The sequence below is a fragment of the Allgaiera indica genome, assembly GCF_900106675.1.
GTDB lineage: Bacteria > Pseudomonadota > Alphaproteobacteria > Rhodobacterales > Rhodobacteraceae > Acidimangrovimonas > Acidimangrovimonas indica.
The window spans coordinates 1-26,673 of record NZ_FNOB01000033.1 but is presented as its reverse complement, the minus strand read 5'-3'; the positions used below and the strand labels follow the sequence as shown (position 1 = coordinate 26,673).

Here is a 26,673-nt window from a genome sequence, read left to right as displayed (position 1 = left end):
CCCCCATGAAGCTGGCGGCGGCGGACCCGTCGCCGGGCCGGCTGATCAAGCAGCCTGAAAACGAATGCGCGTGACAACTACCTTGACGAATACCGTTTCTCTGCAACCACTACGACAGCAAATCTTTCGGTTACCGCCACCGTCGTCAACAGTTGCACGGTCACGGCCCCAACCGCCATCGCGTTCGGCCCGATCACCGCATCGACCACAACGAACCAGACCACGGCTGGTGTTGTCTCGGTGGACTGCACCGCAAATCAGGCTAGCGTCTCTGTCACTCTCGACGGGGGCGCTAATGTGAGCACTGGGCAGCGCCGAATGTCTGACGGCGGAACCAACTACATGCCCTACAATCTCTTCTCTGACGCGAGCCACACCACGTCAATCGCAGTTGGCGGCACGATCTATTCCGGCGGCATTACTGCGCTAACGCCTCAGAATATTTCGATTTACGGGCAGGTGCCACCCGGTAGCTATGTCGCGGGATCCTACACGGACACTGTCCTCGTCACTTTGACCTACTGAGGGCTGTCTGCCATGACGTTTTCACTGCTGGAAGCCGCCCGTGTCTTCGTAGGGTCTTTGCTGCTGTTAGTTGCCGTCCCATCCCTGTGTGCGGCCGACAGTCTTACCGTCTCACCGACGCACCTCTTCATCAGCGCGCCAGCGACCCAGACGACACTGACAGTGCGGGCGAAGGGCCGGAGGCCGGCCTTTCTGCAAATCCGCGTCATGCGGTGGCGGAAGGGGACCGACCCGAGGGCCATCTCGCCAACGCAAGATGTCGTCGCGAGTCCGCCATTTGCGAGGCTCTTGCCGCGGCAAGAGCTGACCGTCCGAGTCGTGCGCGTCGCTCGACAACCCCTACATGCACCGAAATGCTATCGGGTGCTTGTGGATCTCCTGCCGGGGCCGGAACAGAACGGCCATGCTGTCAGGCTGCTGATACGGCAGTCCATCCCGCTATGCTTCACCAACTGAGAACAGCATGTCTGTCTTCCGTCGAGAGCGCCCCCCTCGGCCGCCCGTCAGTCGCCTCGTCCGTTCGGGCGGCGCACGATTGGGCCATTTCGCGCTGGTCGGGGCGCTTCTGACGGGCTTGTTCGCGAGCACTTCCACCGCGGACGGTCAGATACGGAAACCGGTTCTGAATGTTGCTGATGTCGTGCGGCCCGGCGCAGAGATGCCGCTCTATCTGGCGGTATCGATCAATGGCCGCGCCACGGGCCAGATCGCACATTTCTTCCTCCATACCGCAAGCAACCGGCTCTCGGCTTCCCGCCGCACGCTTCGGTCGCTGGGTCTGCGTCTGCCACTTCTTCTGGAGGGCGAGGTTTATCTCGATCAGCTACCGGGAATCCGGGCTCACTACGACGCGGATGCGCAGAGCTTGGCTCTGACCGCAACCGACAAGGCGCTGGCACCGGTCGTCATCTCCGCTGCGCCGCACTACGCACTTCCTACTCCGGATCGCAGCGTCGGCGCGGTTCTGAATTATTCGCTCAGCGCGGGTTTCAGTTGGGGGAAGACAATTGGCAACCCTGGACTGACCGATGTAACCGGCGCGCTGAATGGCTGGGTCTACAGTCCCGTCGGGACGCTCCGTTCCAGCGGATACATCCAGTCGGGTGCGCTGCATCCTAACGGGGGGCATTTTACTCGCCTCGACACTGCCTATCAGTTCGATCTGCCAAAGCCTGCCGTGAGCGTCACGGTGGGCGATTTCTTTACCACCGCGCTGTCTTGGGGCCGATCGATCCGCATGGGCGGCATCCAGATCCGGCGCGATTTCGCGCTGAACGAAAATCTCTTGCCGCAGCAACTCTTCGCCTTTTCCGGCGCGGCGGCAGTGCCCTCGACGGTCGATGTCTTCATCGCCAACAACCGGGCCTTTTCCACGCAGGTTGCGCCAGGTCCCTTCGAGTTGGAGGATATCGCCTTCCCTTCGGGCACAGGCAGTGCGGTCATCCAGGTGCATGGCGCCAACCGAAAGGTGACCTCACACAGGGTTTCGTTTTTCGCCGCCCGCGACCTGATCAAACGCGGCTTGCTGGATTTTGCTTTCGAGGCGGGACACCCACGCGAGGGCTATGGGATCGAAAGCAACGTCTACGCCGGCAAACTCGCCTATTCCACCACGTTGCGCTACGGGCTGACGGACCGGATCACCCTCCAAGGCCACCTCGAGGGGGAGCCTGGCCTGCATATGTTCGGCCTGGGTCTTACTGCGACACCGTTCAATCTGGCGGAGACAACCTTTGTCATGGGCGCGAGCCGCTACCAGGGCCGAACCAGCAGTTTCGCCTATGGTACTCTGCGGACGATTGTTCACGGTGCTACCGTTAACATGAGCATCCTGCATTCGCAGAACGGCTTTGCTGATCTCGCCTACGCGACGGGTGTCGATTATCTGGGCACGGCGGCGGTCGCCGGCTCCCAATCCCTGCTGGAATTCCCCAGAAGCCAGGAATTGATCGGTGTCACCTTCCCGGCCGGGCGCGAGCAGCGCAACGTCGGAGTCAGCCTCATCCATGCCCGGCGCGCCAATTCGGATGACCTCATCGTCGCCGCCTCCTACAGCCGGTCCCTCGGCTGGCATGACAGCTCACTCGATTTCTACGGTTCGCGCGATCTGAATACCAGGCACTCGACGTTGTCGCTCCGGGTCTCGATCCCCCTCGGCGACAGGAGCTACAGCAGCGTGGGCGTCCAGCAGCAAGACGGCGCTGCGATCGGTCCGACGGCCTACGTCATGCGTCCGATCTCGGAACGGGTCGGCGATTACGGCTACAGCGCCCAGGTCGAACGTTGGGCCGGCGGGACTCAGGTGATTGGTGGCGCTCGCTATCGCAGCCGTTACGGCAAGCTCGGAGTGGACTTCAGCCACTTCGGCGGCAACAGCTACCTCCGCCCCAGCCTTGACGGATCGATTGTTCTGGCAGGCGGTCGACTGGCGGCGGGCAATACCATTCACGACAGTTTCGCGCTGGTTGATGTGGGCGTCGCTGGTGTGCCGATCGCGCTGCAGAACCGTGTGGTGACGCAGACTGGACGGTTCGGCATGGCCTTGGTGACCGGTTTGACATCGAACCACCCCAACAGACTGTCCTTCAATGTCAAGAATCTGCCGGAGGGCGCAACGGCGAGCGCGACCGCTTCTACCGTCGTGCCCGCATCGCATTCCGGGATGTTTGTCGATCTCAAGGCGGATACACGCCCCTCGGCCCTGGTGAACCTACATGACAGGACGGGGCAAGTCCTTCCCCTGGGGGCAGCCGTCTCGCTTAACGGTAATTCCACGCCTTTCTCCGTAGGCTACGACGGCGAAACTTGGCTGGTGGGGCTGAAGACACAAAACAGCCTTAGGGTTACCTGGCCCGGCGGCACATGCAGCGCAAGCTTTGCCTACCATACCCGCACGACCTTCCAATCCGACATAGACAACATTGAGTGCCACTGATGATCGGACGCCTTCTTGCCCTCACTTGCACGATAATCCTCGGCCTTGCGGCTCCGGCCTTGGGCGTGACCTGTTCGGCGACGGTCAGTAACATCAACTTCGGCTCGATCAGCGTCCGGTCCGGCGCAACAAACCAGTCTACCGGAACGGTTCAGATCAACTGCTCCAATCTGCTGGTTTCGGCCGTTGGCGTCTGTCTCGACTTTGGCGCGGGAAGCGGCGGCGCCGCAAGCGGTCTGTCGCCGCGCTACATGCTGCGGTCGGATGGTAGCCAGCTCGCATATGACCTGAGCACGAGCAATGGAGGCGCGGCGCTGAGCAGCGTTTATGTCCTCGTGCCCTTGGTTCTGAACACTACCCTTGGCAGCACCAGCTTCACGATCTATAGCAACATCGTTTCGAACAGCGTTGCGGTGGGGACGGGCACCTACAGTTCGACCTTCAGCGATCCAGCCGACGTGTCCATGCAGTATGGCGTCCTCTCCTGCGGCCTCCTAGGAACGACCGGAACGGTATCGAATTTCACCGTCTCCGCAAACGTCGTCGCGAGTTGCCAGGTCAGTTCCGCTATCCTCGGCTTTGGCCAGGTGCCCTCGCAAGTGACAAGCCCGGTGGATGCCCAGACCACGATTAACGTCGCCTGCACCGATCAGACCCCATATTCCGTGCTCCTTGGACTCGGCACCGGTGCGGGGGTGACCGACCCCGCCCATCGAAAGATGGCAAGTGGCGCGAACACGCTCGACTACGGACTCTACCAAGATGCCGCACATACGACGCCGTGGGGGAACCAATCGACAAACGACGTCTCGGCAGTTGGAAACGGAAGCACCCAGTCTTTCTCCGTCTATGGCCAGATTCATTCCGGTCAAACAGTTCCGGTGGGAAGCTACGCCGACACCGTCGTCGTGACCGTCGCCTATTGATCGCAGAGCGCCAACGGCGGATCCTTCCCAACGCAACTGTTAGGCAGTGTTGCAGAGTTCGAGGGGGGGGAGAGGCATGCCGCGAATCCCGCAGCTTGGAGGCACGGCACGCCTGAATCTAAACCTATCCACTAATACAGGGTCTGGGGTCTGGGGGGCATTGTTGCAGAAGTCAGCGCTGGAAGGATTCACCTCGCGAATCCGGTAGGTTAAGAGGCTTTGCATGAGCAAGCCTGAACCTACCCGCTACCGCACGACGAACTGGAAATCCTACAACCAAGCGCTGAAGCGGCGCGGGTCGCTGCTGATCTGGCTCGACAAGGACATGGTGTGGCTGGCGCCCAAGGCGGGTCGCATGGGGCGACCGCCGGTGTTCTCCGATGCAGCGATCCAGTTCTGTTTGATGGTGAAGGTGCTATTCGGCCTGCCGCTTCGGCAAACGACCGGGATGGTGTCGAGCATCCTGCAGATGGCGGGGCTGGATTGGCCTGTCCCCGACTTCTCCACCCTGAGCCGTAGGCAAAAGACCATCACTGTCGAGGTCTCGAGCCGTCGCGCGGCAGGTCCCCTCAACCTGTTGGTCGACAGCACAGGGATCAAGTTCCTCGGGGATGGAGAGTGGCTCGCTCGCAAGCACGGCACGCATCGCAGACGCCAATACCGCAAGGTCCATCTTGCGATGGACACGGGCTCCGGCGATATCCTGGCCGTGGAATTCACGTCAAGCCGCGAAGGCGACAGCCCCGTCCTGCCGGACCTCCTGGACCAGATCCCGCCGGATCAGGAGATCGGCACCGTGACCGGTGATGGTGCCTTCGACACCCGCCGCTGCCATGCCGCGATCCTTGCGCGGGGCAGCACCGCAATCATTCCCATTCGCAAGAATGGACGCCTTTGGAAGGAGGATTGCCCCGCTGCGATCGCGCACAATGACATCCTGCGCGCCACCCGGCTCCTTGGGCGGGCGATCTGGAAAAACTGGTCCGGCTATCACATCCGAAGTCGGATCGAGGCGAAAATGCGGGGCCTCAAGTCCTTCGGAGAAAGGATCGCATCACGAGATCCCGACCGCCAGACCGCCGAAATCCACATCCGTATAGCCCTCATGAACCGCTTCAACTCCCTCGGCCAAGCCGAGATCGAGCGCGTCGCCTAAGGCTGCCGCGGGAAGGGGGAAGCTCGTCTCGAAAACGACTTCTGCAACAATGCCGCTTCTGCCGGGCGCCGCACTTGGGGAATTGGCCTTAGGTCAGGAAGAAGGCCACGGTCATCGCCACGCTGATCGCAGTGATGCAGCCGCGCAGAAGCTGCATGTTCGGGATCCGTCTCGCGAGCCACGCACCGAGATAGCCGCCGGCGGTCGTGGCCGGCGCCATCAACAAGGCTGCCGGCCAGGAGATCAGTCCGGCGGCGATGTAGGTGGCCACCGCGACGATCGAGAGGATCGCCGAGAGCAGATTCTTCAATCCGTTCATCCCGTGCAGGTCGCTGAACCCGAGCAGCCCGAAGACGGCGAGCAGCATGATCCCCAGCCCGCCGTTGAAGTAGCCGCCGTAGAGCGAGACCGCAACTAGCGCCGCTGTGGAGATCGTCGGTCCGGCTGCCGGGACGCCGCGCCGCCGCAACTCGGTCAGCAGGTAGGGCCCGGCTGCGAAGGCGACGGTTGCCAGCAGGAGGAGCCAGGGCACCATGGCCGAGAAGGCCTTGTCCGGCGTCAGCAGCAGCAGGCCGGCGCCGAGCAGCCCGCCCAAACTCGCACAAAGCATAACCGCTTTCAGCGGCAAAGCCCCCTCGGCCCGGATATGGTGGCGAAAGGCCCAACCGCTGGACAGGTAGCCGGGCAAGGCCGACAGCGTTGCGGTGGCGTTGGCGGAGACAGGTGGGGCTCCGGCCCAGACAAGGGCCGGGAAGGTCAGGAAGGTGCCGCCGCCGGCAATGGCGTTGAGGATGCCGGCCGCGAAGCCAGCGGCGAGAATTAGAACTGTCGAATACATCAAGAGCCCCTGTCGGAATCGGATTGCGCTATCTGGTGCAATCGGACATTGGTCTGCAAATTGGTCTAGAATTGAGGTGCATGTGACGCGTAGCAGCAAAGGCGACGCGCTGGCCCGCTTGCGTGGCTGGATCGAGTCCGAGCCACTTTCGGTTGGCGACCGGCTGCCCGCCGAGCGCCGCCTGGCGAGCAGGATCGGCTGCAGCCGCCAAACTTTACGCGCGGCTCTCGACAGGCTCGAGGCGGAGGGGGCGATCTGGCGCCATGTCGGCCAGGGCACCTTTCTCGGGCGTCGCCCGGCCGGACGACCGCTGCGCGACCGGCTTCTGATCGAGGCGACTTCGCCGCGCGATTTGATGGATGCTCGGCTTTTGCTCGAACCGCAGGTTGCGGCGGCCGCAGCCCGCCGGGCTGGATCGGCCGACATCGCCCTGCTCGAGCGCTGTGTGTCAGCCGGGCGGGCCGCGCGGGACCGCGCCAGTTGCGAACAGGCCGACAGCGCGTTTCATGGTGCGGTCGCCGGGGCAGCACAGAACCCGGTGCTCAGCGCCTTGCTGTCCTATCTTTCCGACGCCCGCCGCCGCGCCGCCTGGCAACGCGAGTGGGACCAGACCTATCGGCGGATCGGGGTAGCCGAGTTCACGGGGCTCCACAGCGATCAACACGCGGATATCGTAACGGCGATCGGCCGCCGTGATCCAGAGGCGGCGGAGGCGGCGATGCGCAGGCATCTCGAAACGATCGATGCCGCGATATCGGCCAAGGGGCCCTCTATCTGATGCCAGTCACCACCTTTGGCGTCGGCGCCTCACGCCCTGCGGCGACGCCTCACTGATGGACAGCACGGATAGGCGAATCCCTTGATCATTAACCGTTCCACTTTTGGGTCATGCCAGGTCTCATGGCCGCAGACGGGAAACAGGGCGGAATGCGGAACGAGGCCGCCGCGCGCCGCGCCGGCGATCCGTGCGATGGAATGCTCGGGAACGACGCCAAAAGCCGCGAGATCGCCCGCAGGTGCACTGCAGAGAGTATCTTGACCTTGGGGCGACGCCTTACCCGGCAAGACGAATGACCTGCGCCCCGGTCTCGGTCACGATCACGTCGAGTGCTATGTCGTGGGGCTGGGGGAATATGGTCGAAAGCCGGGAAGACTGGAATCCGATGCCTATGGTGAAGGGTCGCGGTTTGAGAGCAGCAAGTGTCCTGTCGAAATAGCCACCGCCATAGCCGAGACGATAGCCCTCTCCATCCCAGCCGACGAGTGGAGCAAGCGCGATGTCCGGTTTGACTTTCGGCGCGTCTGGAGGTGGCACCGGGATATTCCAGTCGCCGCGGACCATCCGGGTCTCGGGTGTCCAGCGCCGGAATACCAGCGGCGCCTTCTTGATCTCGACCAGAGGCAGGGCGATGCCGACGCCCGCCCGGTGCAATTCGGCCAACAACGGGCGCAGGTCCGGCTCTCCCTTGATCGGCCAGTATGCGGACAGGCACCTGCCATACGCGCCGCCAAGGTGTTCAGCGATGAAGCTGCGCAGACGGTTCGACAGGGCCGCGCTGGCGGCGGCACGTTCGGCGATGCTCAGCGCCTGACGCTCCGCCCTCAACCGCTGACGCTCTGACTTGCGCCATCGGGCGACGTCACGCGCCTGTTCGGGATCCACCATCAACGGGTCGAAATAATCCGGCGCTACCGCCGCCGCGAAACAGGGCGGAGAGGAGAAGGCGCCGGGGCGTTGGGTGTCATGGTCGTCTTCCATCATGCGGGGACCTTCCGACTTCGGATGCCTTGTCGGCGAAGGCGCGCAACGGGGCCAACGCTTCGCCACGGGGACAGATCGAACATGAGCCGCGAACCGGCGATGCGCTTGGTCCAGCGGATCATGTGCGCGGACCTTCGAACGATACCGGACCTCACAGTTCGAGCGTTCGTTGCAGGGCCCCGGCGCTCCACATCAGCAGGCCGGTGATCAGCGTGCTGGTTCCGACGCCCTCCACCCACGGGACAGTGCCGGCAATGGCCGTATTCCCCAGGGCAAGGAGGGTGATGCCAGCAAGTGACAGCCCGAGCCCGGCCATCAGCCGACACTCCCCAGGGGAAGGGCACCTCTGGGGCCGGTCCCCACGGCTTTCGCGCTGCTCCGCGGGGAAGTTCTCTCGAGCGCTACCCATCCTGTTCTCGTCGGCGTTCCTCATGACTTAACGAGCCTCCTGTCGAGATAGTCCTTCAGCGCGACCGCATTGTTGTGCTGCTCATCCCTCGCGCCGTAGACGAGTGTGACCGAGCCCTCAGCCGCATATTCGTACAGATGCGCGACGAGGGCGGATCGCGCGTCGAGTTCGTCCCAATAGACCGCCTTGAATGCCGCCCAGCGTTCGGGTTTGTGGCCGAACCAGCGGCGCAGTTCAGCGCTCGGCGCGATTTCCTGCATCCATTCGGCGACCTGGAGCCGATCCCGCGCCACGCTGCGCGGCCAGACCCGATCGACGAGTATGCGTCGCCCGTCCGAGACCCGTGCAGCCCGGTAGGCCCGTTTGATCCGTATGTCGGCCATCAGGAGGTTTTCCGCGAAGAGTCGAGGCTTCCTATGTCGCGCAATTCATCATATTGAGGAAGCGAATATAAATGCGATATGATATTCAATAATACGATATATGGGGGTTCCATGAACATCGAACATGCCCGAACTTTCCTTGCTGTCGCCGACACCGGTAGCTTCGTCGCGGCCGCCGAAAGGCTTCATGTCACCCAATCCACCGTGAGCGCCCGCATTCGGACACTCGAGGACCAGTTGGGCACCAGGTTGTTCACGCGCAACAAGGCTGGCGCGGCGCTAACCGCGGGCGGCGGGCGGTTCCTGAAACACGCAGCGCAGATGGTGCGAGCCCTCGAGCGGGCGCGGCAGGACGTCGGCCTGCCCAGGAAATTCCGCGCACGTGTCGTCATCGGGGCGCGCTTCGGCCTGTGGGAAGGGCTGATGATGCGGTGGTTCGCGGATATCCAGCACGCTCATCCACAGGTCTCGTTTCATTCCGAAATCGGATTCGAGCCGGAACTGATGCAGTCGCTGGTCGAGGGGCGCATGGATATCGGCGTGATGTTCACGCCGCAGCGCCGGCCGATGCTCGAACTCCTGCCCTTGCTTAACGAACACCTGGTGCTGGTCTCCACCGAACCGACCAGTAGCATGCAGCCCGACAGCTATATCCATGTCGACTGGGGGCCAGAGTTCGACACCCGGTTCCGCGCCAGCTTTCCGGAGTTTCCCGGCCCGGCGATATCGGCCAATATCGCCTGGCTTGGCCTCCAATATCTCAAGATCAATCGCGGCAGCGGCTATTTTCCCCGACGTCTGGTCGAACACCAGGTCGATAGCGGCGCCCTGTTCCCGGTGCCGGGTGCGCCGGTGTTCGAATTGCCGGCGTGGATCGTGCTCCGCGAGGACCGCAACAAGGCGCTTGTCGATCCGATGCTCCGGAGCTTGATGGCGGCGCAGGTGGCGCCTTGAGCTTCGGTCAATGTCCGCTCGAATGCTTTCCATGCGATCATCCGCTCGCCTTCAGCACCCTTCTGTGGAATTCTCGATCTCATCCGTAACCGGTATGAAGATCTTGGTGCCGAGGTTCGGCGCTGATTCTCGGATCAGGGTGTATGCTGCGAGCATCCGGGACGGAGGCACCGGGAGCACGAAGGTGCGGGCAGGCCGATGCACACGATGAGCTGCGAGCTCGTGTTAGTAGCTGGCCGCCTCTGCGACTCGCCCGGTTGCGCCGAGAGCGCGAATCCGTAGTTGTCGTGTCGCCCGCAGCTCCCGCTTGTTGTCACTGGCAAGGGAGGCGCGCATGCGACGCGTAGTCGGCTTGGACATCCACCCCACCTTCGGGGAGGTGGTGATCTGGGAGAATGGCCTGACCCGGCATGAAGGCCGGGTCGAGATGACCCGCACGCCCTGGAAGGGTTCGGCAGGCAGCTTCTGAAGACAGACGAGGTCGTGATCGAGGCGGCGGGGAACTGCGTGGCAGTCTCCCGCGTGCTGACGCCCTACGTCGCGCGAGTGGTGATCGCCAATCCGCTGCAGGTGAAGGCGATCGCCCATGCGCACGTGACGACCGACAAGGTCGACGCCGCGACGCTGGCGAGCCTGCATGCCGCCGGTTACCTGCCGGAGATCTGGACCCCGGATGCGGCAACGGAGCGGATGCGCCGACTTGTCGCGCGCCGCTATCAGGTTGTGCGGCACCGGACCCGGATCAAGAACGAGGTGCATGCCATCCTTCATGCGCATCTGATCCCGAAGTGCCCGCATGCCGATCTCTTCAACCGTCGTGGCCGGGACTGGCTGACACGTCAGCCGATGCCGGAGGACGAACAGGCCGCGATCGCGCGCCACGTTCAGGAACTGGACCGGCTCGCGGAAGACCTTGCCACACTCGACCGGGCGATCGCTCAGGACCGCGCTGGAAGACGAGGCGATCCAGCGCCTCCTGACGATCACTGGCGTCAATCTGGCGGTCGCCGCCGGACTGATGGCCGCGATCGGCAGCATCAACCGCTTCAAGTCGCCGCAGAAGCTGGTGAGCTACTTCGGGCTGAACCCGCGCGTGCGCCAGTCCGGCCTGGGGCCGGCCCGTCATGGCAGGATAAGCAAGGCCGGACGCAGTCATGCCCGCGTCATGCTGGTCGAGGCCGCCTGGGCTGCTGCGAAAGCGCCGGGGCCCTTGCGGGCTTTCTTCATCTGGATCAGAGCGCGACGCGGTCATCAGATCGCTGCGGTGGCCGTGGCGCGCATCCGCGACCGCATCGCCGGCGTAGCCATCCGAGCTATATCCGCTTCAAGTGAAGCAAGTCGGTCTTGGTAGGCTTCTACGGTTGCGCGTCCCCGCAACCAAATTCTACAAACAAAATCAGTATGACAGGCCCTAAACCGGGTAGTGTCTCAGTTTGAAATTTAGCCGTTCATTATCCTCGCGCGAGGGTGTCGCCAGCGCTTCGTGCCTCCTATATGCTTAACGTAAAGCATAGGAGCAAACATGCAGGAAGAGTTCATCGAACTTCTCACACATGCAATCAAGTTTGCCAACTTAGCGGACCCTCATCCGGAGGCCGGGGTTACGAGATTGCAGGCGGCTCAGAACAGCTTTGACGCTCGGCCATATGCGGTGGCAGCGCTTCGAGCCCTAGCGCAGGGAGGATACAGGATCGTGAAGGACGGCGAAGATGCCTAAAGGACCTAAAGGCGAAAAGCGCCCCGCCGACGCTGTGGGGCTGGCCGTCATGGTCGGCAAGATCGCTACGGGCGAGATCGAAGACACCGTTGACGACGACGGCAAGGACAAGGGCGCTCAGGCGCTCGGCAAGAAGGGCGGCAAGGCTCGTGCCGCAAGCATGTCTCCAGAAAGACGCGCAGAGATCGCGAGGAAGGCGGCAGCTAAGCGGTGGGGAAAGCAGTAAGCATATCTGTTAGCCATTGTCAGAATGCTTGCAACTTTGTTCGCAAGCATGCTATGTATCTGCCTGCAAGCACGGAGGCGGAGCGATGGCTGACGAAACCCCGCAGAGCAAAGGTGGCGCCGCTCGCGCGAAGAAGCTCTCAGACTCGCGCCGCAGCGATATCGCAAAGGCCGCGGCCAAGGCGCGATGGGAAGTGGCCGCCGCCATACCGAAAGCAGAATTCGGTTCGGCAGACACCCCTCTAGTCATCGGAGATGTGGAACTGGATTGTTACGTTCTAAACAATTCGGTGAGGGTGATATCGCAACGAGGCATGTTTCGTGGACTTGGGGTCGCGAGAGGGGGTGCCGAGGAGGGCGGCGCCGAACTGCCACGATTTGCGGCCCAAAACTGGCTAAATACTCACCTTTCCAATGACTTGCGCATGGCGCTGAGCAACCCTATTTTGTTTAGTTCGCCGAGTTCATCTCGGAACTACGGTTACCCCGCCACTATTCTCCCTGAAATCTGTGACGCAATCCTAGCCGCACGTGCGGCTGGCGATACTACCGCGCGACAAGAGGGTATGGTTCAACGCGCCGAGGCCCTCATTCGCGCCTTCGCCAGAGTCGGCATTGTCGCGCTGGTCGATGAGGCCACGGGATATCAGGCATTTCGCGCGCGGGATGAACTCCAGCAGATCCTTGCGGCGTATATAGCGGAAGAACTTCTACCATGGGCTCAACGCTTTCCGGACTCATTTTACCAGCAGATTCATAGGGTTTGGGGATGGCCCTACAAGCCTGGGGACAACAGGCGGAATGCTTACATAGGTAAGTTGACCAATTGGCTTATTTACGAACAACTTCCGCCCGGCGTGTTAGAAGAGCTGCGCCGCCGCAACCCGCGCGATCCAAAGACTGGTCGTCGAAAGAGAACGCATCATGAGCATATGACCGAAGATGTAGGGCATGTAAGCTTGGACAACCAAATTAAGGCTGTAACCACACTTCTTCGCGCCACACCCTCCGGAAAGCCTGGCTTCTTTAAGAGTCTGTTTCGGCATGCGTTCCCAGACAGGCAGCAGGAACTTTTTCCGGACTATGATCCCGGAGAAAAGCCGCGCGTGAAGCATGATGATGCTTGACGCTAAGCATAAAAGTTCATGTATTGATGGCATGAACAAGCTGCCCGTCAAAACCCGCGGCGCTATCCTCAACATGCTCGTTGAGGGTTCGTCCAGGCGCTCCGTGTAGCGGATAGACAGGTATTGGGCGGATTCAACCGGTCGTCGCAACACCCCGTGATTGGAGGTGTTGATGACGACAGGAAAACGGAAGTCGGAGCGCTCGACGCGACGCAAAATATCCTCGCCAGGTCGGCCGCCAGTCTGGCAGCGTGAGCATCTACGCCGGTTCTGGCGGGAGATTGCAGCGGGGCTATCCAGCGAGGAAGCTGCAGTTGCAGCGGGAGTTTCAGCTCCTATCGGAACCCGATGGTTTCGGAGTTCTGGCGGAATGCCTCCCACACATCTCGCGCCATCGGCACTTGCGCCGAAGAGTGCGGTTCAGTCCGCTGGGATGCCGGGGATCGACGGGCCGTAAAGGTCGGCATCGACCAGCCCGACCCGCAACCTCCGCCGCGCCAGTATGGCGGCGAGATTGGCGGAGACGGTCGATTTGCCTACGCCCCCCTTGCCGCGGGCGATCGCGATGAGGCGGCCGAGCGTTGGGATTGGCCGGTCAGCTTCCGCCTCGCTTTTCGGTGCGACTGTTTTCATCGCCGAGTCTTCCTTTGATCCTGTCCCGCGTCTTTCCGCCCGGCGCGGGGGCGGGGAAGCGGCGTGGTAACGCAGGTCAAAACGCGCCCGCTTTCGTCGGCGACAAACTGCACGCGGCGGCTGGACGAGAAGAAGCTCAGGCGAACGCGTCCCGCATCCTTCCCCTCACCGGTTTCGAAACGGCTGGTGATAGCGCCGTCCCGCATTCCTCGCCGAAGCGCTTCGGTGCTCAGGTCGAAGGCTCGCGCGAGGAAATCGGCATCCACTTGGGCGCCGTCGCCGGTGAACTCGATCTGCGCCATCGTCCCGCCCCCTATGCCGCGGCCGCGCGGGGGATGGCGATCTGCCACTCCACGGGCCCGTCCTTCAGACATTCTCTGACGAAGCGGCCGGGCCAGAGTTGCTCAATGTGGCGCGGAAGCGGAATCGGCGCATGGTTGTTGATAAGAACAAAGGTTTCGTCCTGCGCCAGTTGTTCGGGTGCGGCGAAGACCGTTGCGTGTCGCTCTTGCGGAATCAGCGGGCGAAGGTCGACGACGCTGGCTTCGGCGGCTTCGGTTTCTGTCGGCATCTTGATGTCCTTTCTGACCACGTCTGGAGACTGCTCCTTAAATAAATATTGTCAATATTTCTTTTGGGCGTTACCCGGACTGAAGGATGGAGGCGCCGATGGCCGACAGGATGCAGAAATGCGTCACCCGTGCCCGCCGGGTAGCGACCAAGCGCCCGCCAGCCCAGCGGATTGCGGATTTCGGTGAGATCCGCTCTGACCTTGGTGTCGAAGAGGCGGCCCGTCAGGCCGCGCGCTGCGAGCAGTGCGGCACGCCCTATTGTCAGGTCTACTGCCCGCTTCATAACAACATCCCCGACTGGCTGAAGATTACGGGCGAAGGGCGGATGGAAGACGCCTATCATCTTGCCCAGGCGACCAACAATTTCCCCGAGATCTGTGGCCGCCTTTGCCCGCAGGAGCGACTGTGCGAGGCCAAGTGGGCCTGCACGCTGGAGCACGCGGGCCACGGCGCGGTGACCATTGGCGGGGTCGAGCGCCACGTTGGCGAGACCGCCTGGGCCGAAGGCTGGGTCAGGCCGCGCGTGCCTCAGCGACTGAGCGGACGAAGCGTCGGCATCGTCGGCGCTGGTCCCGCGGGCATGGCGGCGGCAGAAGAGTTGCGCGCGGCGGGTCACGAGGTACACCTCTATGGCGCCCACGCGCGGTTGGGCGGGCTGATGTCCTACGGCATCCCGGAATTCAAGATGGAGCAGCAGGTTGTCGCCCGTCGGGCCCGACTGCTGCGCGACGCGGGCGTGGTCTTCCATGGCAACAGGAGGCTTGGCCGCGAAATCACGCTCGAGGGGCTGCGCCTGAGGCACGATGCTGTCGTGCTGGCCTATGGCGCCCAGCTGGCACGCGGGCTCGACACCCCCGGGGCCGAGCTTCCGGGAGTGATCTCGGCGATGGATTACCTCGTTTCCTCGTCCCGCGCCCTGATCCGAGAAACCGAAACGCCCGAGATCGACGCCGCGGACAAATGGGTGGTGGTGATCGGCGGAGGAGATACCGCGATGGATTGCGTGCGCACCGCGGTGGGGCAGGGGGCGGCCGGGGTCACCTGCCTCTACCGGCGCGACCAGGCGAACATTCCCGGCTCGGCGCGCGAGGTGGAGCATGCGGAAGAGGAGGGCGCCAACTTCGACTGGCAGAGCCAGCCCGAAGCGTTGATGGACGTGCCGGTGGATGTCATCGCGTCTCGGCCCGAAGGGCCTGGGATGCGCGGTGTCGTGCGTGCCTTCCGCACCCGGCTGGCCGCCAGCGGGGCCGGCGGGCGACTGGTGCCCGAGCGGGTTCCGGGGTCGGGGTTCGAGATCGCCGCCATGCTGACAGACGGGGCGGTCGCGGTGACGGCGCAAGGCCGCATTGCCGCCGACCGCGACAGCCGGATGACGGCATCCGATGGCGTCTTCGCCGCCGGCGATGCACGCCTCGGCCCGTCGCTGGCAGTCTGGGCCATCCGCGAGGGCCGAGAAGTGGCGGCCGCCGTCGCGCGCTATCTCGACATCGTGGCCGGTCATGCGGAACTGGTGACTGATGACGCCACGAGCTAAGACGTTGGAAACCCTTCAAGGACAAGCCCAATGCGATTGACCATGGCATCCGACTACGCCCTGCGCGTTCTGCTTTTTGCGGCGGCACATGGCGATCGCATGGTGACCATCGACGAGATGCTCGCCGCGCATGACATCTCGCGCGGGCATCTCATGAAGGTCGTTCGGGAGTTGGCGACGGCCAGCCTGTTGCGGTCGCAGCGCGGGCGAGGGGGCGGCTTCACACTCGGGCGCCCGCCGGAGGCTATTCCTCTTGGAGAGGTCGTGCGCGTGACCGAGCCCGATTTCCAGATGGTTGAGTGCTTCGGGCCAGGCAGCAATTGCTCGATCATTCCGGCATGTCGCTTGCCGGGTGTCCTGAACAAGGCGCTCGCCGCCTACATGGACGTGATGGATGCGCATACGCTGCGGGATGTCCTCTTGCGGCCGGAGGATTTCGGCGTGCCCCAAGGGGCGTCGTGAACCGTCCGATCAGGCCGACAACGATAGCGACGCGGGTTCAGGAAGCGCGATGTCGGCAAGGGTCGAACGGTCGAGATCGGCAAGGAATGCGTGTTCTGCGTGCCGCAACCGGGCTTTGAGCCGGCACTGACCGTCGATCGAGCAATCCCCTCCGTCGGCGCCGAGGCATTCGACCAGAACGTGGCCGTCCTCGAGCAGGCGCACGATCTCGCCAAGGTGGATGTCGCCGGGCGCGCGGACGAGCAGAGCGCCGCCTCCGCCGCCGCGCTGCGTCTCGAGGACACCGCCCTTGGCCAGGCGTTGGACGATCTTGGTCAGGTGGTGGCGGGACAGGCCGAACTCCTGCGCGAAATCGGCCGTCGAGAACGGGCGGTCGGGTGCGCTTGCCATTCGCATGAGCAGGCGCAGCCCGTAGTCGGCGAAGGAAGTGAGACGCATAAGTGCCTACCTGTCGCAGGTAATGGGTATTTACAATACCTATTGCGAACCATAAAGCGGATGACAAGTCCCAATCGACGGAGTCGCCGATGACCTTGGCAACTCATCCACCTGTATTGGCCGCGAGCATACGGCCCGAGGCCACGGCCGCGTTGATGTCCGAAACCGGACTGGACGAAGCCGTTCTGCGAGATCTCGTCCACCGCTTTTATTCCAAGGTCCGCGACGATGCCGTGCTCGGCCCGATCTTCGCGGAACGGATCAGCAACTGGGCGCCCCATCTCGATCGCATGTGCGCCTTCTGGTCCTCCGTGGCGTTGATGACCGGGCGCTACCACGGCGCGCCTGTTCCGGCGCACATGGGCCTTTCCATCGGCTGGGATCATTTCGAGCGCTGGCTCAGCCTGTTTCGCGAGACAGCCCATGAAACCTGTTCCCCGGCCGGCGCGGCCCACGTCATCGAGCGGGCAGAGCGCATAGCGCGTTCTCTGCACAAAGTGTCGGTGGAAGCCGGGATGAGCGCAGAAGGAGAGCGACCATGTTGACCCAGGCCCCGATCAAAGATCCCGCAGCCCTCACTCGATTTATCGAGGATCGGTATCACGCCAGGCACCGACAGCAGTTGCCGGAACTGGTTCAACTGGCGTCCCGGGTCGAATCCGAACATTTCGGGGACCACAACGCTCCCCAAGGGCTGGCCGACGTGCTCGACGGCCTGGGCGGCGAGATGGAAGCCCACATGAGGAAGGAAGAGCTTGTCCTCTTTCCAATGATCCGGCTGGGCGAGGTGAAAGAGTTTGCGAAGCTCATGGTGGAAATGCGTGCCGATCATGACGGGCACGCGCATGAGATCACATATATTCGAGCGTTGACCAACGATCTTAGGACCCCGAGCCAAGTCTACCGAACATGGGCGGCGCTTTACGACGGTCTCAGGCGGTTCGTCGCAGATCTTCAGGAACATATCCGGCTCGAGGACGAGGTTCTCTTCCCACCATTCGAGATCGGGCGTTGAGGAGGGAATGATGACCGATACCCAGACTATCCCTGCGCCGTTGCCGCGCCGGCTACTGCCATCAGGCGCTGATCAGCGCAACCTTGTGCCCGATCCTTGACCGCGTCGTGAGTCGGATTGCTCGGCATCACCCAGACATGTTCGCACGGATCGCTCCCTATCAGTGAGCGAATTTCCTGATCATTCTGACCGAACTGTCGTTCGCGCTGTTTCGAGAGCGACATTGCTGTTGACTTCCACCGAGAAGTGACCCGGGACCTGCTGGACCTTTCCGATCACCCCGAGCGCGACTGCAGCGCTGCGGATTCGGTCGCCCGGCGGCATTTGCGCGAGGTCGAGAAACGCATGGCGCGGCTCGAGGCGCCTTCGAGCAGAGCCCGCTTCCATTGATGGATCATCGTCGGATGCACTCCGAACCGGCTCGCCAACTCGGCCGCCGTTTCTTCACCCTTCAGGGCTTCCAGCGCGACCTTCGCCTTGAACTTAGGCGCGCGCTGTTTCCGTTTCGACATCTCTGATCTCCGTCTCGTCGAAGATCAGCACACTGCGAATCGTAGCTTACGTCACTGTCCGAAATGCAGGGGGTAGCTCAGTGGGGCGACTCTCACTCAGGTCGCGCAACGCCACGAGATAGCGTGGTCGCAGATTTACTCGGCTCTCTTAACCCTTGCGCGTGCCACCTCCATCTGCTGCACGATGTGCGGCAACGCCCGCATTGGAGGGACAAAGATGTTCGAAACCTGGTTGCCCATCGTGGTTGGCTTGGTGGCTTTGGTTGCGGGTGGAGAGCTTCTGGTCCGAGGAGCCGTTCAGACTGCCGAGCGGATTGGCATTTCGCCGCTTGTGATCGGTCTGACTCTGGTCGGTTTCGGCACCTCGATGCCGGAGTTGGTCACATCCGTGCAGGCCGGACTGACTGGATCACCGGGCATCGCCTTCGGAAACATCGTAGGCTCGAACATCGCGAACATTCTTCTCATCGCGGGTGTTTCAGCTGCCATCAGTCCCCTCATCGTGGCTCGATCTGCCCTGCGCCGGGATGCCTTGGTGATGTTGCTTGTGGCCGCCGTCTTCGCTGTGCTGGCGCCGCTTGTCCCGATGGGGCGGCTCGTGGGGATCGCATTGGTCGTGGTGCTGGGTGGGTATCTGTGGTTCGTCATACAGCAGGAGCGGACGACTGCCGACGGCGGCGGCGATCCACGACAAAGGTCTCGCCCTCTCCGAAATCGATCCAGGGATTGCGCCGCCCCATGCCCGTCGCACCCTTGTTATCCCGCTACTCATCGCCCTCGTCGGACTGGTGCTTGTTGTATTTGGTGGTTCCCTGCTGGTCAGCGGAGCCGTGTCCTTGGCGCGCGCCTTCGGCGTGTCGGAGACTCTCATCGGCCTGACGATCGTCGCGGTTGGCACTTCAATGCCCGAGTTGGTCACCTCGGTGATTGCTGCGCTGAAGCGTCAGGGCGATATCGCGTTCGGCAACGTGGTGGGGTCGAACATCTACAACATTCTCGGCATCGGCGGGGCGACCGCCATTATCGCCCCATCGCACGTGCCCTCAGAAATCGTGCGTTTCGATGGCCCCCTGATGGTCCTCGTCTCTGCGCTTCTGGTGTGCTTCGCGGCGACCGGCCTGCGCATCAGCCGTTGGGAAGGGCTTGCGCTGATCGCAGGTTACGTCTCCTATATCTGGGTCCTTTGGCCTTGAGGTAAGCCAGGTCGAGGGAGAACGCTCGCTCCTCGGCCAGCGCCGTGACAATCCATGGACGTGAGCAGGTTGGCGACCTGAGGCTGCGCATGGCTTGCAGATATTCGTATCCTTGTTAGCAATATGTTGCTGGACCGCGAGCGGAGAGGTCGAATGAACGAGACTCGAAAAGATCACTGGGAGTGTATCTACGGCAGCAAGAGCGAAGGCGAACTCAGCTGGCATCAGGACACCCCGGAGATATCGCTCGAACTTGCCGAACTTGCTGGTGTGACGCCCTCACACCGGGTGATCGACGTTGGTGGAGGCGCCTCGAGGTTCGTCGATGGTCTGATCGCCCGCGGCATACGTGACATTTCCGTGCTCGACCTGTCGCAGGCGGCCCTCGACGCCCAGAGAGCCCGTCTTGGGCCGCGCGGCGCCGATGTGGCGTGGATCGTCGCCGATATCACGACCTGGTCACCCGAGCGGGTCTATGACCTCTGGCACGATCGGGCCGTGTTCCACTTTCTGGTCGAACCATCGGACCGCGCGGCCTATTTGGAGCGTCTGTCTCGCGCGCTGCGCACCGGCGGTCACGCGATCATTGCGACGTTCGCTCCTGACGGGCCGGAGAAGTGCAGCGGCCTTCCTGTCATTCGCTACAGTCCGGAAACCCTCGCAGATGTCCTCGGCCCCGACTACAAACTGACGGCGCAACGCTATCAGAAACACGAGACGCCCTCGGGGCTCGTGCAGTCATTCCAGTTCAGCGTCTTCCGGAAGACCCGTTGATTGAACGCCTCTGCGCGGATGGCATCAGCCGACAGCGTCGTGGTCGTCGGCAAGACATTCGGAATGGTCGCGCAGCACCTCCAGCACCCTGCAATCAGAGGTCGTCCCGCCCCGGCACTCGCCGATCATCCGCTCCAACTCGCGCCTGAGCGCCTCGAGCCGTGCCATGCGGTTCTCGACCTCTCGCAACTGCCGACGGGCGATGGAGTCCGCCGCGCCGCAGTCGCGATCGGGATGGTCGGAGAGGTCCAGGAGTTCGCGGATCGCGTCGAGCGGGAAACCGAGCTGGCGCGAATGGCGGATGAAGGCGAGCCTGTCGAGATCGGCATCGCCATAGCGCCGCTGCCCGCCCTCGGTGCGCCCAGGTTCGGGCATCAGGCCGATCTGCTCGTAGTATCGGATGGTCTGCACCTTGGTGCCGGTGCGACGCGCCAGGTTTCCGATCGTGTGCATGTCATCCCTCCACCAAAGTAAAGAAAGCCGCGACTTCCCTCTTGAAGCTACAGTGGCTGTAGCTCTTATCTTGTCCGGTGTCGAGAAAACGACGCGAGCGGATGGCAGCAGATGACGGACAGAGCGGAGCTTCACGAATGGCGCGTGACGGGGATGGATTGCGGGTCCTGCGCGGCAAAGGTGCGCGGCGCGGTCGAGATGCTGCCCGGTGTCGACGCAGTCGAGGTGACGCTGATGAACGAACGGCTGCGGCTGCGGCTTGAGGAAGGCGCCTCGAGCGAGAGCGTAGAGAAAGCAGTGCGGCGCCTCGGCTACGGGATCTCGGCCAAGGGCGCCGCACCGGAGAAGCCCAAGGGCGGGTTCGTGCTGCCGGAAGGAGCCTTTCCCGGGGCCAGCGAGCCCGTGGAAGAGGCTGACATCTCCCCTCCGCACGGTGCCGCCCCGAAGTCCGATCCCGCCTGGTATGCGACGGCCAAGGGGCGCTACCTGATCGGCACCGGGGCATTGCTCGCCTCGGCCTGGATCGTCGAGCTGCTTGTCGGCGGCCCTGTCGCGCATTGGGTCTTCGTGCTGGCCACCCTGATCGCTGTCGCCCCCGTGGCGAAGCGGGCAGCCCTGATGGCCCGGGCGCGGATGCCCTTCACCATCGAGATGCTGATGAGCATCGCAGCCATCGGTGCCCTCTTCGTCGGTGCCGCGGAAGAGGCCGCGCTCGTGGTCTTTCTCTTCGCGGTCGGCGAAATGCTCGAAGGCCTTGCCGCGTCCCGCGCGCGCGGCTCCATCCGGGCGCTGGCCGACCTGGTGCCCAAGACCGCGCGGCTGGTCGTCGGCGAGCGCATCCGCGAGGTCCCGGCGGAAAGCCTTGCCATCGGGCAGATCGTGCAGGCCCGTCCCGGGGACCGGATCCCCGCGGACGGCAGCATCGTGCGCGGCACCTCGGGCGTCGACGAGAGCCCGGTGACGGGCGAGAGCGTGCCGATGTTGAAAGAGCCGGGCGACAAGGTCTTCGCTGGCTCGATCAACACCGAAGGCGAGTTGCGCATTCGCGTCGACAAGACCGCCGAGGACAACACGATCTCCCGCATCCTGCACCTCGTGGAAGAGGCGGAAGGTGCCCGCGCGCCGGTCGAGCGCTTCATCGACCGGTTCAGCCGGGCCTACATGCCGGCGGTCGTGGGCGTGGCACTGCTGGCCGCGCTCCTGCCGCCGCTTCTGTTCGGCGCGCCGTGGGAGACATGGATCTACCGCGGCCTCGCGCTTCTGCTGATCGGCTGCCCCTGCGCGCTGGTGATCTCGGTCCCCGCCGCGGTCGCGGCCGGCCTCTCCTCCGGCGCTCGGCACGGGCTGCTGATGAAGGGAGGCGCGGTGATGGAGACGGCGGCGAAGACCACCCTCGTTGCCTTCGACAAGACCGGCACGCTGACCGAGGGGCGGCCGCAGATCACCGATATCGTGCCGCTCCACGGCGACGCGGCGACGCTTCTCGCCACCGCCGCGGCGGTCGAGACGGGCAGCAACCATCCGCTGGCACAGGCGATCCTGTCACGGGCCGAGGCGGAGGGCGCCGCGGTTCCGCAGGCCACGCAAGCCGCGGCAATCCCGGGCCGCGGGGCGCGTGCCGAGATCGCGGGAGAGACATGTAGCGTGGGCGCCCCGCGTCTTGCCGCGGAGGCCGGTGTGCTGGGGGAGGCGGACCGCGCCACCGCCGAAGCGCTGGAGCGTGCGGGCAAGACCGTCGTCACCGTCTTCACGGCGGATCGCCTGCTGGGCCTGATCGCGATGCGCGACGAGCCGCGCGCCGATGCCGCCGAGGCGGTCGCGGCACTGAAACGCATGGGCATCAACTCGGTCATGCTGACGGGCGACAACCCTGCGACGGCCCGTGCCATCGCCGATAGTCTGGGCATCGAGGCCCGGGCGGGCCTGCTGCCCGAGGACAAGGTTGCAGCGCTGCGCGACCTCGCCGGGGAGGCCCATGTCATGATGGTGGGTGACGGCATCAACGACGCCCCGGCGCTGGCCACCGCGCATTTGGGCATCGCCATGGGATCGGGCACGCATGTCGCGCTGGAGGCGGCGGATGGAGCCTTGCTGCGCGACCGGGTGATGGATGTCGCCGGACAGATCCGGCTGGCACGGGCGACGATGGCCAACATCCGCCAGAACGTGGCGATCGCGCTGGGGCTGAAAGGGGTGTTCCTCATGACCACGCTGATCGGCCTCACGGGCCTCTGGATTGCAGTGATGGCGGACACCGGGGCGACCGTGCTGGTCACGATGAACGCGCTGCGGCTCTTGCGGTTCAGGGCGGTCTCGAAGGGCGCATGAAGGGTTGCCTCAGGCGTTGCCGCGCGGCGCCCAGAGGATGATCGCGGCGCCAAGAAGGATGTGCGATGGCTGCAACGCACGCCGGACCAGCTTGAAGGCGTGAATCAGGCGCTATCTTGGCCAATTATCTGGGCGGGCTCGACCGAGCGAGCTAGGGGCCAAGCGGTCAGCCCGGCCCCTAGCCCTGAGGGCTCATATACCTACAACCAATATTGTTGTTCTGTGAGTGGTTATTTCGGCAGAGGCACTTGATTGCTCCAATAGCTGGATAACAAGGAAATCCGCGTGTCAAAGACTCAAGCGCAATAACTCACAATATTTTTATATTTCTGCATATTTGTTGCTTATTTCTTGGTGACATCTCAGCATCGTTTCACATGCTTTTCGCTTCCCAAGGTCGCGAGCGACTGCTTGCCGCCCTTCACAGCATTCCTGGCAACCCTTACCTGTTCGCAGGCATGGTCGAGGGAGACTTGGCGTTCTGGCTGGCTATGACGATGGGTCGTGAGGGGGCGCTGCGGACTGACAAGTTGCCATAGCAGCGAATGCGTGTTCAGCTTCTTTTCGGATATCGATCAGCGAAACTTGCCCCCTGCAGATCATTCGCAATCAGCCTGCGCAACCGAGACTGCGCCTCTTCGACGCGCGCAGCCAGTTGCCGCATCTCTTGCAGAAGCAACGGATACTCGGGGGAGCGACTTTCCTCTGCGTCCGCTAGCTTCGCGGACAGCTCTAGCGCCTCGGTGCGCGTCTCTATGATCAGCTCTTCAATAAAGGCTGCCTGATCGAATGAAGTCATTCCCGCTCCTCATAGGGCTTCACGATCAGCTAGGCAGAAACCTGCTCGCTGTCTTCTGTTGATTGGGCATCTAACGCGTCTGTGATCCATGCCCTGGTGGCCTGCAACAGAAAGACTGCCCTGCCTGCTCGCGACATGAAGCAGAAAATTCACATCGGGGGCGCATATCATTCTCACCGAAGGGCCCGGCGTTAAGGCGCGCCACTCAAGGCGAACGGAAAGCATCCAGCATCCGAGACTGTGGATCGGCTCCGAACAGGGACCCCATTCAGACGGCTAGCAACCCTTTGAATCATAATCGATATTCTTGGTAGGGACGGGGTCCCAATAGGCCCAACCGGGACCCCGCCCAAGATCCAGTTAATATATATATTTCAATGTTGTGGGGTTACTTCTGCCGAGGTCCCTGCTCGATGCTTGTTCACATCGCTTTGAGGCACGGAGCGAGCTAATGGAGTCAAACCTGAGGGCTGACCTAGGCCTTCAAATCTGGACCTGTATTCCAAGTTCAACCACCCGCTCAGGAGGGAGGTTGTAGAAGGTCGTGGCACCCAGTGAATTGCGCGACAGAAAGCCGAACAGCTTCTCGCGCCAGAGCGCCATACCCGGCACCTTGTCCGAGGCTATGATCGTCTCGCGGCCAAGGAAATAAGTTACCCGCTCAAGATCAAGTTCGCGCTCTGTTTCACTCGCCAGCCTTAGCGCCACGGGAACGTTTGGCGACTGCATGAAACCGTAATGCAAGGTCATCCTGAGGAAATTCTGTCCAAGGTCCTCGATCTTGAGTCGATCTTGCGCACCGACCCGGGGAACCTCTTCGATGCATACGGTCAACAGGATGACCCTCTCGTGGAGAACCGGAATATGCTTGAGTTGATGTTTGAGGCTTGGGGGAACCCTGGGGGCGGAGGCGGTCAGGAAGACCGCAGTTCCGGGCACCCGCACCACGGGCTTGGCCTTGAGCTCGGTCAGAAAGTCCCTCATGCGCCCGTTGTCTTCGATGAGCCGGGCGTTGAGCAACTTCCGTCCGCCCGCCCAGGTGCTTATGAGAAAGAAGATCACCCCGCCAACACCGAGAGGGAACCAGCCGCCGTTGAATATCTTGAGGCTGTTGGCCGCAAGGAACATGCCGTCTATTACCGTCAGTCCCACCGTGATCGCGACGACGAGCCAACGGTCCCATTTCCAGCGGTATTCCATCACGTAGTAGGTCAGGAAGGTTGTAATGACCATCGTGGTGCTTACCGCGATCCCATAGGCGCCAGCCAGGTTGTCCGAACTGCGAAAGCTGATCACCAATCCAATCGTCGCCAGAGCTAGGATCACGTTCACTGCCGGAACGTAAATTTGGCCGGTCTCTTCGGCTGACGTCTGCTTGATGTGCACTCTAGGAAACTGTCCGAGTTGAACGGCTTGCCGGGTTAAGGAGAAAGCCCCGGATATCACCGCCTGGGATGCGATCACTGTCGCCGCGGTTGCCAAGATAACTAGTGGGATCCGAAACCAGCCTGGCGCGAGGCTGTAGAACGGATGAGCAGCATGCGCCGGATCGCCAAGGACCAGCGCGCCTTGGCCGAAATAGTTCAGGATGAGGCATGGAAAGACGCAGATAAACCATGCGAGGCGGATCGGTGTCCGGCCGAAATGCCCCATGTCGGCGTAGAGTGCTTCGCTGCCCGTCACGACAAGGAAGACCGCCCCCAGAACCTCCATTGCCGTCGCTGGCGTCGATGCGGCGAAGACGATTGCATAGCTTGGGCTGAGAGCTTTGAGAACGACCGGGTTCTGCACAATTTGAGCCAACCCGAGCAGCCCGATCACGACAAACCAGACCAGTGTGACAGGTCCGAACAAGCCACCTACGCTCGCCGTCCCGCGCGATTGGACCATGAAAAGAAGCAACAGGATTACGACTGTCACTGGCACGACATAGGGCGTGATGCCGCTCGTTATCGTCTCCACACCCTCCACCGCACTCAAAACGGAAATGGCCGGAGTGATCATACCGTCACCGTAGAGCAGCGCAGCCCCAAACAGCCCGACAACGATTAGCCGAGACTTGCCGGGTGTCTCCGTTCCGCGCCAAGGGTGAAGAAGGGCAAGGAGCGCGAGAATGCCTCCCTCTCCCTTGTTGTCCGCGCGCATGACAAGAAGTAGATACTTCAGCGAAACAACGATCACCAGAGCCCAGACGATCATCGACAGGATACCCAGAATGGCACCATCCTCAACTGTGACGCTAGTCAACGCTTGACGAAACGCATAGAGAGGGCTGGTCCCGATGTCGCCGTAGACGATACCCAGCGCAGCAAGGGAAAGTGACGCGATCTTGGAACGCTCGTTGCCAGCAGTTGTCAGACCCAAACGAAAGCTCCGATTGTCCATGCCAAGCAACGCTGAGCGCCGCTCTTCAAGATTCGTAGTTGTTCCAATTGTGCCCGACTCTTGGTCGACGTAGCGGCACAGTAGACAGCGGTGGTGGGGAGCGCAAGTTGTAGAGTGGCTAGCTCGGTTGCCGACGATACCTACACTTCGCCGAGGAGAAGCCTGCTTACCTGTGGTCTCAGAAAATGAGAGACGTCGAAAACACGGGTTCTGGAGCGTTCCATATTTCGGCTGTTGTAAGGGGGTGCTGATCAGCTCCGAGCAGGGACCCCATTCAGACGGCTAGCAACTCTTTGAATCATAATCGATATTCTTGGTAGGGACGGGGTCCTAATAAGCGCCGCCGGGACCCCGCCAGGGATCAAATTTGCTTATATATTTCAATGTTTTGGGGTTACTTCTGCCGGGGTCCTTGTTCGATGCCTGTTCACACATCCATTGCGAAACGCACTCCCCATCATGAGATGGGTATCATCTCGCAGCCCACGCCGGGGCCGGCAACGTGTGGCTCAGCCGCCGCTTACACACAGCCAGGGATGGCAGTTATCCCGATTGTGTAAAGGCCGCTCCCTGCGCTTTGGGGACCTCCGAAGCGATCGCCGCGAACGGCGGCTACCG

28 protein-coding genes and 5 pseudogenes are annotated in these 26,673 nt (G+C 62.6%); 21 read left to right on the top strand and 12 right to left on the bottom strand.

The features are described from left to right. Positions 1–54: 54 nt before the first annotated feature. The 5 genes from BLV97_RS22050 (at position 55) to BLV97_RS19050 (ending at position 5,542) form a co-directional block, all read left to right on the top strand. On the top strand, positions 55–525 hold the full coding sequence (locus BLV97_RS22050) for a Csu type fimbrial protein (RefSeq protein ID WP_092164202.1): 471 nt from the start codon (positions 55–57) through the stop codon (positions 523–525). 12 nt (positions 526–537) lie between these two features. Continuing rightward, a complete protein-coding gene (locus tag BLV97_RS22045; RefSeq protein WP_051645988.1) occupies positions 538–981 on the top strand; it encodes a fimbrial biogenesis chaperone in 444 nt (147 codons plus the stop codon). Positions 982–1,060: 79 nt separating this feature from the next. Beyond that, positions 1,061–3,460, top strand: a complete 2,400-nt coding sequence (locus BLV97_RS19060) for a fimbria/pilus outer membrane usher protein (protein ID WP_035841326.1) — start codon at positions 1,061–1,063, stop codon at positions 3,458–3,460. Next, on the top strand, positions 3,460–4,386 hold the full coding sequence (locus BLV97_RS19055) for a Csu type fimbrial protein (protein ID WP_035841328.1): 927 nt from the start codon (positions 3,460–3,462) through the stop codon (positions 4,384–4,386). Before BLV97_RS19060 ends, BLV97_RS19055 begins: the two co-directional genes overlap by 1 nt. 223 nt (positions 4,387–4,609) lie before the next feature. Further along, entirely contained in the window at positions 4,610–5,542 is a 933-nt protein-coding gene (locus tag BLV97_RS19050; protein WP_092164201.1) for an IS5 family transposase, read from the top strand. Positions 5,543–5,630: 88 nt separating this feature from the next. Here the strand turns inward: BLV97_RS19050 and BLV97_RS19045 are convergent, their stop codons facing one another. Then, positions 5,631–6,380, bottom strand: a complete 750-nt coding sequence (locus tag BLV97_RS19045; RefSeq protein WP_035841272.1) for a sulfite exporter TauE/SafE family protein — start codon at positions 6,378–6,380, stop codon at positions 5,631–5,633. A gap of 82 nt (positions 6,381–6,462) precedes the next feature. Here BLV97_RS19045 and BLV97_RS19040 point away from each other — a divergent pair, with 82 nt between their 5' ends. Further along, the gene (locus tag BLV97_RS19040) at positions 6,463–7,158 is read left to right on the top strand and encodes a FadR/GntR family transcriptional regulator (RefSeq protein WP_035841283.1); all 696 of its coding nucleotides are present in this window, start codon (positions 6,463–6,465) and stop codon (positions 7,156–7,158) included. Positions 7,159–7,434: 276 nt separating this feature from the next. Here BLV97_RS19040 and BLV97_RS19035 read toward each other — a convergent pair whose 3' ends face one another. The 3 genes from BLV97_RS19035 to BLV97_RS19025 all read right to left on the bottom strand — a co-directional run bounded on the left by BLV97_RS19035 (position 7,435) and on the right by BLV97_RS19025 (position 8,934). Next, on the bottom strand, positions 7,435–8,142 hold the full coding sequence (locus BLV97_RS19035) for a 5-formyltetrahydrofolate cyclo-ligase (RefSeq protein WP_092164200.1): 708 nt from the start codon (positions 8,140–8,142) through the stop codon (positions 7,435–7,437). 151 nt (positions 8,143–8,293) lie between these two features. Next, positions 8,294–8,458 (bottom strand): hypothetical protein, encoded by a 165-nt coding sequence (locus tag BLV97_RS21305; protein ID WP_160169173.1) that lies wholly within the window; start codon positions 8,456–8,458, stop codon positions 8,294–8,296. Positions 8,459–8,571: 113 nt separating this feature from the next. Beyond that, positions 8,572–8,934 (bottom strand): DUF488 domain-containing protein, encoded by a 363-nt coding sequence (locus BLV97_RS19025; protein ID WP_035841277.1) that lies wholly within the window; start codon positions 8,932–8,934, stop codon positions 8,572–8,574. Positions 8,935–9,045: 111 nt separating this feature from the next. On the opposite strand from BLV97_RS19025, the gene BLV97_RS19020 reads away from it, so the two are divergent. The 7 genes and pseudogenes from BLV97_RS19020 to BLV97_RS22030 all read left to right on the top strand — a co-directional run. Further along, entirely contained in the window at positions 9,046–9,888 is an 843-nt protein-coding gene (locus tag BLV97_RS19020; RefSeq protein ID WP_035841287.1) for a LysR family transcriptional regulator, read from the top strand. 334 nt (positions 9,889–10,222) lie between these two features. Next, the gene (locus BLV97_RS21835; protein ID WP_280138223.1) at positions 10,223–10,357 is read left to right on the top strand and encodes a hypothetical protein; all 135 of its coding nucleotides are present in this window, start codon (positions 10,223–10,225) and stop codon (positions 10,355–10,357) included. After that, positions 10,330–10,650 (top strand): annotated as a pseudogene (locus tag BLV97_RS22040) (IS110 family transposase); the annotation flags it as partial. The gene BLV97_RS21835 and the pseudogene BLV97_RS22040, both read left to right, overlap by 28 nt. Before the next feature lie 256 nt (positions 10,651–10,906). Continuing rightward, a complete protein-coding gene (locus BLV97_RS22035; protein ID WP_373296467.1) occupies positions 10,907–11,239 on the top strand; it encodes a transposase in 333 nt (110 codons plus the stop codon). A gap of 358 nt (positions 11,240–11,597) precedes the next feature. Then, the gene (locus BLV97_RS19005; RefSeq protein WP_035841281.1) at positions 11,598–11,831 is read left to right on the top strand and encodes a hypothetical protein; all 234 of its coding nucleotides are present in this window, start codon (positions 11,598–11,600) and stop codon (positions 11,829–11,831) included. 85 nt (positions 11,832–11,916) lie between these two features. Further along, on the top strand, positions 11,917–12,957 hold the full coding sequence (locus BLV97_RS19000) for a P63C domain-containing protein (protein ID WP_092164199.1): 1,041 nt from the start codon (positions 11,917–11,919) through the stop codon (positions 12,955–12,957). Positions 12,958–13,129: 172 nt separating this feature from the next. Continuing rightward, positions 13,130–13,366 (top strand): annotated as a pseudogene (locus tag BLV97_RS22030) (IS30 family transposase); the annotation flags it as partial. An 11-nt stretch (positions 13,367–13,377) separates the two neighbouring features. Here the strand turns inward: BLV97_RS22030 and BLV97_RS18995 are convergent. The 3 genes from BLV97_RS18995 to BLV97_RS18985 are packed head-to-tail and all read right to left on the bottom strand — an operon-like array spanning position 13,378 to position 14,161. Continuing rightward, positions 13,378–13,590 carry a P-loop NTPase gene (locus BLV97_RS18995; RefSeq protein ID WP_035840666.1) on the bottom strand — a complete coding sequence of 71 codons (213 nt, stop codon included), beginning with the start codon at positions 13,588–13,590 and terminating at the stop codon, positions 13,378–13,380. Further along, a complete protein-coding gene (locus BLV97_RS18990) occupies positions 13,587–13,892 on the bottom strand; it encodes a DUF6522 family protein (protein WP_035840667.1) in 306 nt (101 codons plus the stop codon). The genes BLV97_RS18995 and BLV97_RS18990 overlap by 4 nt, the downstream gene beginning before the upstream one ends. Positions 13,893–13,903: 11 nt before the next feature. Beyond that, complete coding sequence (locus BLV97_RS18985; protein WP_035840679.1) at positions 13,904–14,161, bottom strand: DUF2249 domain-containing protein; 258 nt, start codon at positions 14,159–14,161, stop codon at positions 13,904–13,906. 98 nt (positions 14,162–14,259) lie between these two features. On the opposite strand from BLV97_RS18985, the gene BLV97_RS18980 reads away from it, so the two are divergent. Further along, a complete protein-coding gene (locus BLV97_RS18980; RefSeq protein ID WP_035840680.1) occupies positions 14,260–15,696 on the top strand; it encodes a glutamate synthase subunit beta in 1,437 nt (478 codons plus the stop codon). A gap of 30 nt (positions 15,697–15,726) precedes the next feature. After that, on the top strand, positions 15,727–16,158 hold the full coding sequence (locus BLV97_RS18975) for an RrF2 family transcriptional regulator (RefSeq protein ID WP_035840668.1): 432 nt from the start codon (positions 15,727–15,729) through the stop codon (positions 16,156–16,158). Between the two features lie 9 nt (positions 16,159–16,167). On the opposite strand, the gene BLV97_RS18970 is transcribed toward BLV97_RS18975, so the two are convergent. Beyond that, positions 16,168–16,596 (bottom strand): RrF2 family transcriptional regulator, encoded by a 429-nt coding sequence (locus BLV97_RS18970; protein ID WP_035840671.1) that lies wholly within the window; start codon positions 16,594–16,596, stop codon positions 16,168–16,170. Between the two features lie 89 nt (positions 16,597–16,685). Between BLV97_RS18970 and BLV97_RS18965 the strand changes: the two genes are divergently transcribed. From BLV97_RS18965 to BLV97_RS18955, 3 genes and pseudogenes are all read left to right on the top strand, one after another. After that, positions 16,686–17,141 (top strand): group III truncated hemoglobin, encoded by a 456-nt coding sequence (locus BLV97_RS18965; RefSeq protein WP_035840675.1) that lies wholly within the window; start codon positions 16,686–16,688, stop codon positions 17,139–17,141. Beyond that, positions 17,135–17,611, top strand: a complete 477-nt coding sequence (locus BLV97_RS18960) for a hemerythrin domain-containing protein (RefSeq protein ID WP_035840677.1) — start codon at positions 17,135–17,137, stop codon at positions 17,609–17,611. The genes BLV97_RS18965 and BLV97_RS18960 overlap by 7 nt, the downstream gene beginning before the upstream one ends. Before the next feature lie 252 nt (positions 17,612–17,863). Then, positions 17,864–17,974 (top strand): annotated as a pseudogene (locus BLV97_RS18955) (MerR family DNA-binding protein); the annotation flags it as partial. On the opposite strand, the pseudogene BLV97_RS18950 reads toward BLV97_RS18955, so the two are convergent. Next, positions 17,971–18,123, bottom strand: a pseudogene (locus BLV97_RS18950) (transposase); the annotation flags it as partial. The pseudogenes BLV97_RS18955 and BLV97_RS18950 overlap by 4 nt on opposite strands. A 217-nt stretch (positions 18,124–18,340) precedes the next feature. Here BLV97_RS18950 and BLV97_RS18945 point away from each other — a divergent pair. After that, a pseudogene (locus BLV97_RS18945) lies at positions 18,341–19,316 on the top strand (calcium/sodium antiporter). A 153-nt stretch (positions 19,317–19,469) separates the two neighbouring features. After that, positions 19,470–20,090, top strand: a complete 621-nt coding sequence (locus BLV97_RS18940; RefSeq protein ID WP_035840693.1) for a class I SAM-dependent methyltransferase — start codon at positions 19,470–19,472, stop codon at positions 20,088–20,090. A gap of 24 nt (positions 20,091–20,114) precedes the next feature. Here the strand turns inward: BLV97_RS18940 and BLV97_RS18935 are convergent, their stop codons facing one another. Beyond that, entirely contained in the window at positions 20,115–20,543 is a 429-nt protein-coding gene (locus BLV97_RS18935) for a MerR family transcriptional regulator (protein ID WP_035840696.1), read from the bottom strand. Between the two features lie 111 nt (positions 20,544–20,654). Between BLV97_RS18935 and BLV97_RS18930 the strand changes: the two genes are divergently transcribed. Then, on the top strand, positions 20,655–22,871 hold the full coding sequence (locus tag BLV97_RS18930; RefSeq protein ID WP_035840698.1) for a heavy metal translocating P-type ATPase: 2,217 nt from the start codon (positions 20,655–20,657) through the stop codon (positions 22,869–22,871). Between the two features lie 553 nt (positions 22,872–23,424). On the opposite strand, the gene BLV97_RS18925 is transcribed toward BLV97_RS18930, so the two are convergent. Continuing rightward, positions 23,425–23,670 carry a hypothetical protein gene (locus BLV97_RS18925; RefSeq protein WP_035840700.1) on the bottom strand — a complete coding sequence of 82 codons (246 nt, stop codon included), beginning with the start codon at positions 23,668–23,670 and terminating at the stop codon, positions 23,425–23,427. A 483-nt stretch (positions 23,671–24,153) separates the two neighbouring features. Further along, the gene (locus BLV97_RS18920) at positions 24,154–26,034 is read right to left on the bottom strand and encodes a potassium transporter Kup (protein ID WP_051645957.1); all 1,881 of its coding nucleotides are present in this window, start codon (positions 26,032–26,034) and stop codon (positions 24,154–24,156) included. Positions 26,035–26,673 lie beyond the last annotated feature (639 nt).

Bases quoted from the DNA above. Each gene is read 5' to 3' on its own strand.
- BLV97_RS18990 (WP_035840667.1), bottom strand. From the start codon at position 13,892: ATGGCGCAGATCGAGTTCACCGGCGACGGCGCCCAAGTGGATGCCGAT.
- BLV97_RS19050 (WP_092164201.1), top strand. From the start codon at position 4,610: ATGAGCAAGCCTGAACCTACCCGCTACCGCACGACGAACTGGAAATCC.
- BLV97_RS19025 (WP_035841277.1), bottom strand. From the start codon at position 8,934: ATGGCCGACATACGGATCAAACGGGCCTACCGGGCTGCACGGGTCTCG.
- BLV97_RS18985 (WP_035840679.1), bottom strand. From the start codon at position 14,161: ATGCCGACAGAAACCGAAGCCGCCGAAGCCAGCGTCGTCGACCTTCGC.
- BLV97_RS21305 (WP_160169173.1), bottom strand. From the start codon at position 8,458: ATGGCCGGGCTCGGGCTGTCACTTGCTGGCATCACCCTCCTTGCCCTG.
- BLV97_RS19000 (WP_092164199.1), top strand. From the start codon at position 11,917: ATGGCTGACGAAACCCCGCAGAGCAAAGGTGGCGCCGCTCGCGCGAAG.
- BLV97_RS18940 (WP_035840693.1), top strand. From the start codon at position 19,470: ATGAACGAGACTCGAAAAGATCACTGGGAGTGTATCTACGGCAGCAAG.
- BLV97_RS19045 (WP_035841272.1), bottom strand. From the start codon at position 6,380: ATGTATTCGACAGTTCTAATTCTCGCCGCTGGCTTCGCGGCCGGCATC.
- BLV97_RS19055 (WP_035841328.1), top strand. From the start codon at position 3,460: ATGATCGGACGCCTTCTTGCCCTCACTTGCACGATAATCCTCGGCCTT.
- BLV97_RS18975 (WP_035840668.1), top strand. From the start codon at position 15,727: ATGCGATTGACCATGGCATCCGACTACGCCCTGCGCGTTCTGCTTTTT.
- BLV97_RS18980 (WP_035840680.1), top strand. From the start codon at position 14,260: ATGGCCGACAGGATGCAGAAATGCGTCACCCGTGCCCGCCGGGTAGCG.
- BLV97_RS21835 (WP_280138223.1), top strand. From the start codon at position 10,223: ATGCGACGCGTAGTCGGCTTGGACATCCACCCCACCTTCGGGGAGGTG.
- BLV97_RS18995 (WP_035840666.1), bottom strand. From the start codon at position 13,590: ATGAAAACAGTCGCACCGAAAAGCGAGGCGGAAGCTGACCGGCCAATC.
- BLV97_RS19005 (WP_035841281.1), top strand. From the start codon at position 11,598: ATGCCTAAAGGACCTAAAGGCGAAAAGCGCCCCGCCGACGCTGTGGGG.
- BLV97_RS22045 (WP_051645988.1), top strand. From the start codon at position 538: ATGACGTTTTCACTGCTGGAAGCCGCCCGTGTCTTCGTAGGGTCTTTG.
- BLV97_RS22035 (WP_373296467.1), top strand. From the start codon at position 10,907: ATGGCCGCGATCGGCAGCATCAACCGCTTCAAGTCGCCGCAGAAGCTG.
- BLV97_RS18925 (WP_035840700.1), bottom strand. From the start codon at position 23,670: ATGACTTCATTCGATCAGGCAGCCTTTATTGAAGAGCTGATCATAGAG.
- BLV97_RS19035 (WP_092164200.1), bottom strand. From the start codon at position 8,142: ATGATGGAAGACGACCATGACACCCAACGCCCCGGCGCCTTCTCCTCT.
- BLV97_RS18970 (WP_035840671.1), bottom strand. From the start codon at position 16,596: ATGCGTCTCACTTCCTTCGCCGACTACGGGCTGCGCCTGCTCATGCGA.
- BLV97_RS19020 (WP_035841287.1), top strand. From the start codon at position 9,046: ATGAACATCGAACATGCCCGAACTTTCCTTGCTGTCGCCGACACCGGT.
- BLV97_RS18960 (WP_035840677.1), top strand. From the start codon at position 17,135: ATGTTGACCCAGGCCCCGATCAAAGATCCCGCAGCCCTCACTCGATTT.
- BLV97_RS18965 (WP_035840675.1), top strand. From the start codon at position 16,686: ATGACCTTGGCAACTCATCCACCTGTATTGGCCGCGAGCATACGGCCC.
- BLV97_RS18930 (WP_035840698.1), top strand. From the start codon at position 20,655: ATGACGGACAGAGCGGAGCTTCACGAATGGCGCGTGACGGGGATGGAT.
- BLV97_RS18935 (WP_035840696.1), bottom strand. From the start codon at position 20,543: ATGCACACGATCGGAAACCTGGCGCGTCGCACCGGCACCAAGGTGCAG.